This is a genomic window from Anaerolineae bacterium, assembly GCA_035529315.1.
Taxonomy (GTDB): domain Bacteria; phylum Desulfobacterota; class Desulfobacteria; order Desulfobacterales; family ETH-SRB1; genus Desulfaltia.
The window spans coordinates 1-7,986 of sequence record DATKWZ010000003.1 but is presented as its reverse complement, the minus strand read 5'-3'; the positions used below and the strand labels follow the sequence as shown (position 1 = coordinate 7,986).

Sequence of the window (7,986 nt, the reverse complement as noted above, 5' to 3'; positions counted from 1 at the left end):
CCCATAAAGCTCGGCAAGGTCAGCATCCAACATCACCTTCATTCCACGGATCAGATGTATTTTACCGGTAATAGCTTCTATTGTTACAATATCAGACATAATAAATCCTTGTTTTGTCCATAGCTTCATGTCAAGATTTGTAAAGCAAAAAGCCCCATCCTTCATATAACTGAAGAAATGGGGCTTTATTTTTTTGTAATACTATGGTTGGTCACCTGATCCTCCTGTTTGAGGTTCAAAAAACAGACCGAAATTAATTTGAAACATTATATGTCAAATGAATATACAAGTCAACCTTAATTTCTTATCTTTTCGATGAGTTATCAGTATTCTTTGATTAAAAAGCGTGCGGGTATTTATTAACCGACTGATTTATGTTATTGATTTATCTTAGGGCAACCTAACAGCTTAATAAAATGTTAGGATTATCTCCCGATTAGTTGTAGTTGATTAACGCAAAACAAGTGGGTTATCTCCAACTAAATTGGAGAAAAACCCTTTTTATAAAACTAATATTAAAAGGATATTATGAGAACTGCATTTTATATCTCCGATAGCACCGCCATAACCGCCGAGGCGTTTGGCAACGCCCTGCTTTCGTTATTCCCGGAAGAGTTTAATCATGTCACCATTCCATTTGTCGAAACCGTTAAAAAAGCACAGCAGATCAACAAACAAATTGAAAAAAGTTTTCAAGACAGCGGGATGCGTCCTTTAGTGTTTCACACCATACTAAATGCTCAAGTAAAAGAAATTATTTCTTCAGGCGCAGGCATAAGTTACAACTTTCTGGACCAGTTTGTTGCTCCGCTTGAAAAAGTGCTTGGTGTCAGGGCTAAGCCGGAAAAACATCGTACTCATAGTATTCACGAACAAACCTATGCCATTCGAATCCAGGCCGTTAACTTTGCCATGGCCAACGATGATGGCGTCAATCTTAAGAACTATGGTGAAGCCGATATTATTCTAATCGGCGTGTCCCGTTCGGGTAAAACGCCAACCAGTTTATATCTGGCGCTACAATACGGTATTAAGACTGCTAATTACCCATTCACAGAAGACGATATGGTCGATGTGCTGAAATTGCCGAATGCATTGCGTGCATACAAGGAAAAGCTGTTTGGTTTGACTATAGACGCGAAACTACTGCATCAAATCCGCTCCGAACGGCGAGCAAACAGCCGTTATGCTTCGCTTAAGCAATGTCAAATGGAACTCAAAGAAACAGAAAACCTGTATAGAAGAGAAAAGATTCCATTTATTAACAGCACGCGGTTTTCGATTGAAGAGATTTCCACCAAGATCCTGGCGGAAACCGGATTACAGCGACGTAAATATTAATACGGTTTAAAACAGGCCCGACTTTATAAATTCGCGGTTTAAGCGAGCGATATTTGTTATTGAAATCTCTTTTGGGCATTCTGCTTCACATTCTTTATGATTTGAGCAGTTTCCAAAATATAGCCTGTCCATCTCATTAATCATAGCCTGAACACGCATTGCTGCTTCAGGTTTTCCCTGGGGCAGCAATGCAAGATGAGAAATCCTGGCCCCGACAAAGAGCATTGCAGATGCATTCGGGCATGCGGCAACGCATGCGCCGCATCCTATGCATGCAGCCGCATCCATTGCTGTTTCAGCTGTTTCCTGGGGAATAGGGATGGTGTTTGCATCCGGAGCTTTGCCCGCGTTTACGGAAATATAGCCGCCTGCCTGAATGATTTTGTCCAGAGGGCTGCGATCCACAACCAGGTCTTTGATTATTTTAAATGCCCTTGATCGCCACGGCTCAATTACAATGGTATCTCCGTCTGCAAAATGCCTCATGTGGAGCTGGCAAAGTGTTGTGCCTTTTTCCGGCCCATGGGCACGGCCGTTTATCATAGCTCCGCACATCCCGCATATTCCTTCCCTGCAGTCATGGTCAAATGCAACCGGGTCTTTCCCTTCAAGCGTAAGTCGTTCGTTTATGACATCGATCATCTCAAGAAACGACATGTCTGTTGATATATTATTCGCATGACATGTTTCAAGGTTGCCCTTATTATTCAGCCTGTTTTGCCGCCAGATTTTTAATGTTAGATTTATGTTTTTTTTATCTGTTGTTGATGTCACTTATAGCTCCTTTGACTTAACTCTACATTCTCAAAGGCAAGAGGTTCCCTGTGAAATACCGGTTCTTTATTATCCCCTGCAAATTCCCATGCAGCAACATGGCAGAAGTCTTTATCATTACGTTTTGCCTCGTTTTCTTCTGTTTGGTATGCTTCGTTGAAGTGGCTCCCGCATGATTCTTTACGCGCCAGCGCATCAATTACCATCAGCTCTCCTAATTCAAGAAAATCCGCGGCGCGGCCGGCTCGCTCCAAACTCTGATTAAATTCTTTGCCTGATCCCGGGATAATAACATTTTTCCAGAATTCTTCTCTTAGTTCGCTGATCAGGTTTTGCGCTCTTAACAATTGCTCATTATTTCTTAACATACCGCAGTGTTCCCACAAAATCGAGCCCAGTTCTTTATGAAAATCATCAACAGTGCGCTTTCCCTTTATTGACAGGAGCCTGTTTATACGTGATTCAGATTTTTTTGCAGCATCTTTGAATTCAGGGTGGTCGACTGTTACTTTCTGCATGCTGGTTCCTGCGAGATATCCGCCTATTGTGTAAGGCAATATGAAATATCCATCAGCCAGCCCCTGCATCAGGGCGCTTGCTCCAAGGCGGTTTGCTCCATGATCCGAAAAGTTGGCTTCGCCCACTACAAAAAGACCGGGAACAGTAGACATCAGGTTGTAATCAACCCATAATCCGCCCATAGTGTAGTGAACAGCGGGATAGATCATCATGGGATTTTCATAAGGATTATCGCCTGTAATTTTTTCGTACATCTGAAAAAGATTGCCGTATTTTTTTATAATAACATCCTTGCCGTCCCTTTTAATTGCATCATCAAAGTCAAGATATACGGCAAGCCCTGTTTTACCAACCCCCTTGCCCATGTCGCATTGCATTTTAGCGTTGCGTGAGGCCACATCTCGTGGAACAAGGTTGCCGAAAGCAGGATACCTGTTTTCAAGATAATAATCCCTTTCCGATTCCGGGATTTGATCCGGAGAGCGTTTGTCTCCAGAGTTTTTAGGGACCCATACGCGGCCGTCGTTTCTCAGGCTTTCACTCATAAGTGTAAGCTTGGATTGACAGGCTCCGTGCACAGGTATGCATGTGGGATGAATTTGCGTAAAGCACGGGTTGGCAAAAAAGGCACCTTTTTTATAAGCTCTGAAAGCAGCGGTAACATTAGCTGTCATGGCATTTGTTGAAAGAAAAAAAACATTGCCGTATCCGCCTGAAGCCAAAACAACAGCATCCGCGGCATGAGTTTCGATTTTACCGGTGATCAGATTTCTTGCAACAACCCCTCTTGCCTTATTGTTTACCAATACAAGATCCAATATTTCCCGGCGGGGAAACATTTTGATTTTGCCTTCTGCAACTTGGCGCATTAATGCTCCGTATGCTCCAAGGAGAAGCTGCTGGCCTGTCTGGCCGCGTGAGTAGAAGGTTCTGGATACCTGCGCTCCGCCAAAAGAGCGATTTGCAAGCAGACCTGCATAGTCGCGCGCGAAAGGCACTCCTTGAGCAACACAATGATCAATAATATTATTGCTTGTCTGGGCAAGACGGTAAACATTGGCTTCTCTTGATCGGAAGTCGCCCCCCTTTATAGTGTCATAAAACAGGCGCCATATACTATCGCCGTCATTTGAATAATTTTTGGCAGCGTTAATTCCACCCTGGGCTGATATGCTATGGGCGCGGCGAGGGCTATCCTGCAAGCAAAAACTTTTTATGTTATAGCCAAGTTCGGCAAGTGTGGCAGATGCGGAAGCTCCGGCAAGGCCGGTCCCAACCACAATAATATCAAGCTTTTTTTTATTTGCAGGGCTGACAAGCTTCAGCTCGAAACAATGCTTATCCCATTTCTCTGTCAGCGGGCCTCCGGGAATTTTTGCGTCAAGTCGCATGGTTATCCTCTTTTCCTTAGATATGCCTGCTTATGAAATAAACGAAACATAGACCGGGAGAAAACCAAATCCCACACCGAAAATCAGACTGATTACAATGCCGGCTATTTTTATAATGGGCGTGTATTTAGGATGATTAATACCTGTGGTTTGGAATAAACTCCAAAAAGCGTGGCTCGTATGGATCGCCAAAACAATCATTACAGCAATGTATATGACGATATATAAAGGGCTTGTAAAGGCTTTGGCCACAATTTGAAAAATAGTGGTGCCTGTTTTATCCACAAAATGAAAGTTAATAAGGTGAAAAATGACAAATGCAAGAATAATAAAGCCGCTGTACGGCATGGTTGCCGAGCCTAAACTGCGTCCGCCCGCGCTTTTATAAACCTTGTATTTAATCGGTCTGGCGAGAGTGTTTTGATAAAACAGGACAGATCCAATTAAAACATGCATAATGATCAAAAACAAAAGTCCAAGTTCTACTATGGTTATAATTGGTCCAAAGGTATGAAGCCGTTCGGCATAAGAGTTGAAGGCGTTTTTGCCGCCGTAAAGAGTAAGGTTGCCGGCAAGATGTGCCATAAGAAAGCAGATAAAGCCCAGCCCTGTTACAGCCATTATCAGCTTTTTGCCGATGGAAGTTTTAAATGTGTTTATAAACCAGCTCATATTTTTCAAGTAAAGCTAAGACCGGCCTGAAAAAGCGGTGAGCTTTTTCAGGCCGGTCTTGAGCAGCTTGTTAGACAAAATTTTATATGATCATAGTTATATGTGTTGAACCGCAATAGCGAGCGAATCTAAAAACGGCTAACTTCCTTACGGTCGAGGATTCCCTGTAACTTGTCTTCAGTTTAGATGGCTAGAAGCTACGGTTACCCTTTTGTCCTTATCTGCCGCCACCTTGTCCGCCTCTGCCACCACCTTGTCCCCCTCTACCGCCAGCGCCTTGTCCGCCTCTGCCACCGCCTCCGTAACCGCCTCTGCCGCCGGCGCCTTGTCCGCCTCTGCCACCAGCGCCTTGTCCGCCTCTGCCACCGCCTCCGTAACCGCCTCTGCCGCCGCCGCTACTTTCGGTACGAGGACGAGCCTCATTCACGTTAAGAGCTCTTCCTTTTAGCTCTTTGCCGTTTAGGCCCTCGATTGCAGACTGCCCTTCAGCTTTAGAGGCCATCTCCACGAATCCAAATCCTTTTGATTGACCACTATACTTGTCTTTTATAATGGTGGCGGATTCAACCTGCCCGAATTCTTCTAAAGCCAGCCGCAAGTCCTCTTCGGTAACCTCGTACGATAAATTTCCCACATAGATCTTCATTCTAATCTCCTTTTGTAATAAATTATAAATTTTCACATCGCGTTGTAGAATAGTTCAGACTGCACATTTTGTTAAGATAAGGCATATATCCAAATATAGAATATTTTTAAATTAACCGGCAGAATTAATGAGGTATGCTCATAAAACTAAAAAATTATGGCAGAAATCACAAGAAACGTAAAGAATATATTAAGCAAAGCACACTTTTACTGGTTAGAGTGGATATAAGCAAGGCAAAACATGATGCCTGTATAGGAACTTTGGAAGGTGTCAGGTCCAGGATCTGGTTAAGGAATGCGCTCGCCATTGCAGTTCAAAACTTTAACGCTACACGCACGCTATGCAGCCTTAAGCTTGCGCCCTTTACGGCGGGGTGCTCCGGTATGTTTGGCAGGATTTGTGCCGTTATTACCCTGGGCAATCTCAATGGAAACTGTTTTGCCATTGATTTTAACATGCTGGAAAGCGTTAAGTATTTGTGGGATAAATCTGCTGTCTGCTTCAAGCAGAGCCGTGTTCCGCATAATTTCAATCTTTCCGACTTTAATGTGCTTAACACCAGGAACACTATTGATCTTCCCAATCAGACCCTGTGCCATAATCCCGTTACGCCTGCCGACATTAAGAAAAAAACGGGTAAACTTCTGTGTTCGGTTTGAATTATTAGCAGGCTTCACACCCTGTCGTTCTCTTGTACCGTGCTGCTTTTTCGCCTCACAACTTACATTGAGATCAGGAGCATTTTTGTAATATTCCAAGAACTGATTAAACTCTAAAGAAACAAATCTCTTGATAAGCTCTTCGCGATCCATGGATCCAAGCTTTTCTGAAATTTCCGCGTACAGTGGATCAATCTGGTCGTGGTCCACCTCAACTTTCGTGATAACATCAACCAGTCTAACCAGCTGCTTTTTACAAATCTCCACTCCTGAAGGAATACGGCACTGCTTAAACTTCTTTTTGATTTTCTGCTCAATCTCCCTGATCTTAAATTGTTCCTTCATATTAATGATAGCAATCGATGTTCCAGTACGTCCAGCCCGGCCGGTACGACCGCTTCTATGGGTATAACCCCCAAGGTCGTCAGGAAGATTGTAATTGATCACATGGGTCAGATCATTAACATCCAGGCCACGAGCAGCAACATCGGTTGCCACAAGTATTTTCAGATTCTTGCAGCGGAATTTCTTCATTACTTGATCGCGCTGGGCCTGGGACAAATCTCCATGCAAAGCATCGGCGTTGTACCCGTCCTGAATCAATTTGCTGGCTATTTCATGGGTCTCCTTCCGGGTACGACAAAAAATAATTGAATAATTATTGGGGCAATTGTCTACGATTCGCTTCAAGGCAAGATAGCGATTTTTGGCATGAACCATGTAATACTCATGGCGCACATTTTCGGCGCCTGCATTGCGCTTACCGATTATGACCTCAACAGGATCAGACATATATTTGCCGGCTATAGCTGCAACCTCTTTTGACATCGTTGCCGAAAACAACAATGTGTTTTTTTCTAAGGGTGTCTTGGCCAGTATGGCGTTTAATTCATCCTGAAAACCCATTTGCAGCATTTCATCAGCTTCATCAAACACAACATAACGCACACCAGAGATGTTAACCTTGCCGCGATTGATTAAGTCATTTAAGCGGCCTGGGGTTGCAACAATAATCTGGATACCTTTACGCAGGGCTTTAATCTGCTCGTCCATACTTGCGCCACCATAAACTGCTAATATTCTTAAGCCCTCAACATACCGGGAAAAGGCTTCCAAATCTCTGGCTACTTGCACGCAAAGCTCTCGCGTAGGACACAGAACCAGCCCTTGAGTTTGCCTGTTTTTTATGTCTGTCAGCTGAATCAATGGAACGCCAAAAGCTGCTGTTTTGCCTGTTCCGGTTTGTGCCAGGCTTATCAGATCTACTTGTCGTTCCAGCATTAATGGAATGACCTGTGCCTGAACCGGGGTTGGTTCTTGAAATCCTAAGGATGATAGCCCCTTAAGGATATCGTTGCTAATGCCAATCTCTGCAAATGTATTCATAATATTTGTTCTTTCGAGTTAATCTGCGGCCCTCTCTCAGAGCCGGTTAATAAATGAGAATATTATCCTGAAACTACAAAAGCCGCGCAATCCCATATAAGAAGATTGCGCGGCTTGATACAGCAGTCTCTCATGACAAAACAGACAATACTCTACTATAAATAATTTATTTTACGCCATATCCACAACAAAGCAAGATCTTTTTTGCCGAACCACCTAATAACGTAAAATATTTTTCGCACATTTGAGTTGTTATAAAATTGCTTGATAAAAAGCATTATACGGATAATAGTAAACAGCTGGTTTGACGGCTTCATAAAAGGCATGATAAAAACCATGTAACAACTTGTAAATACTGGATTTTCGCTGGAGCTTATCCCGCGCTTGATGCAAGGCGGGAATAACACACATAGCTGGAATGCTAAAAACAGATGCATAAAGTAATATTCAAAAAAGCTGCATATGATTATGAAACCTTAAAGCCGATACTTTTTGAGATGATCGACTCCATAGGTGGAGATTGTATTAAAAAACAGGACAGGGTTCTGATTAAGCCGAATCTTCTTTTACCGGCCAAACCTGAAAAAGCGATCCTTAC

General features: G+C 43.2%; 6 protein-coding genes. 1 reads left to right on the top strand and 5 read right to left on the bottom strand.

What is annotated here, in order from left to right; translation table 11 throughout:
• Window positions 1-528: 528 nt before the first annotated feature.
• Window positions 529-1,341 (top strand): pyruvate, water dikinase regulatory protein, encoded by an 813-nt coding sequence (locus tag VMW78_00705; protein HUV49531.1) that lies wholly within the window; start codon window positions 529-531, stop codon window positions 1,339-1,341.
• A gap of 6 nt (window positions 1,342-1,347) precedes the next feature.
• On the opposite strand, the gene VMW78_00700 is transcribed toward VMW78_00705, so the two are convergent.
• From VMW78_00700 to VMW78_00680, 5 genes are all read right to left on the bottom strand, one after another.
• Complete coding sequence (locus VMW78_00700; protein HUV49530.1) at window positions 1,348-2,115, bottom strand: succinate dehydrogenase/fumarate reductase iron-sulfur subunit; 768 nt, start codon at window positions 2,113-2,115, stop codon at window positions 1,348-1,350.
• On the bottom strand, window positions 2,112-4,025 hold the full coding sequence (locus VMW78_00695) for a fumarate reductase/succinate dehydrogenase flavoprotein subunit (protein ID HUV49529.1): 1,914 nt from the start codon (window positions 4,023-4,025) through the stop codon (window positions 2,112-2,114). Before VMW78_00695 ends, VMW78_00700 begins: the two co-directional genes overlap by 4 nt.
• Before the next feature lie 30 nt (window positions 4,026-4,055).
• The gene (locus VMW78_00690; protein ID HUV49528.1) at window positions 4,056-4,697 is read right to left on the bottom strand and encodes a succinate dehydrogenase cytochrome b subunit; all 642 of its coding nucleotides are present in this window, start codon (window positions 4,695-4,697) and stop codon (window positions 4,056-4,058) included.
• 217 nt (window positions 4,698-4,914) lie between these two features.
• The gene (locus VMW78_00685) at window positions 4,915-5,349 is read right to left on the bottom strand and encodes an RNA-binding protein (protein ID HUV49527.1); all 435 of its coding nucleotides are present in this window, start codon (window positions 5,347-5,349) and stop codon (window positions 4,915-4,917) included.
• Window positions 5,350-5,681: 332 nt separating this feature from the next.
• The gene (locus VMW78_00680) at window positions 5,682-7,388 is read right to left on the bottom strand and encodes a DEAD/DEAH box helicase (GenBank protein HUV49526.1); all 1,707 of its coding nucleotides are present in this window, start codon (window positions 7,386-7,388) and stop codon (window positions 5,682-5,684) included.
• Window positions 7,389-7,986: the final 598 nt, after the last annotated feature.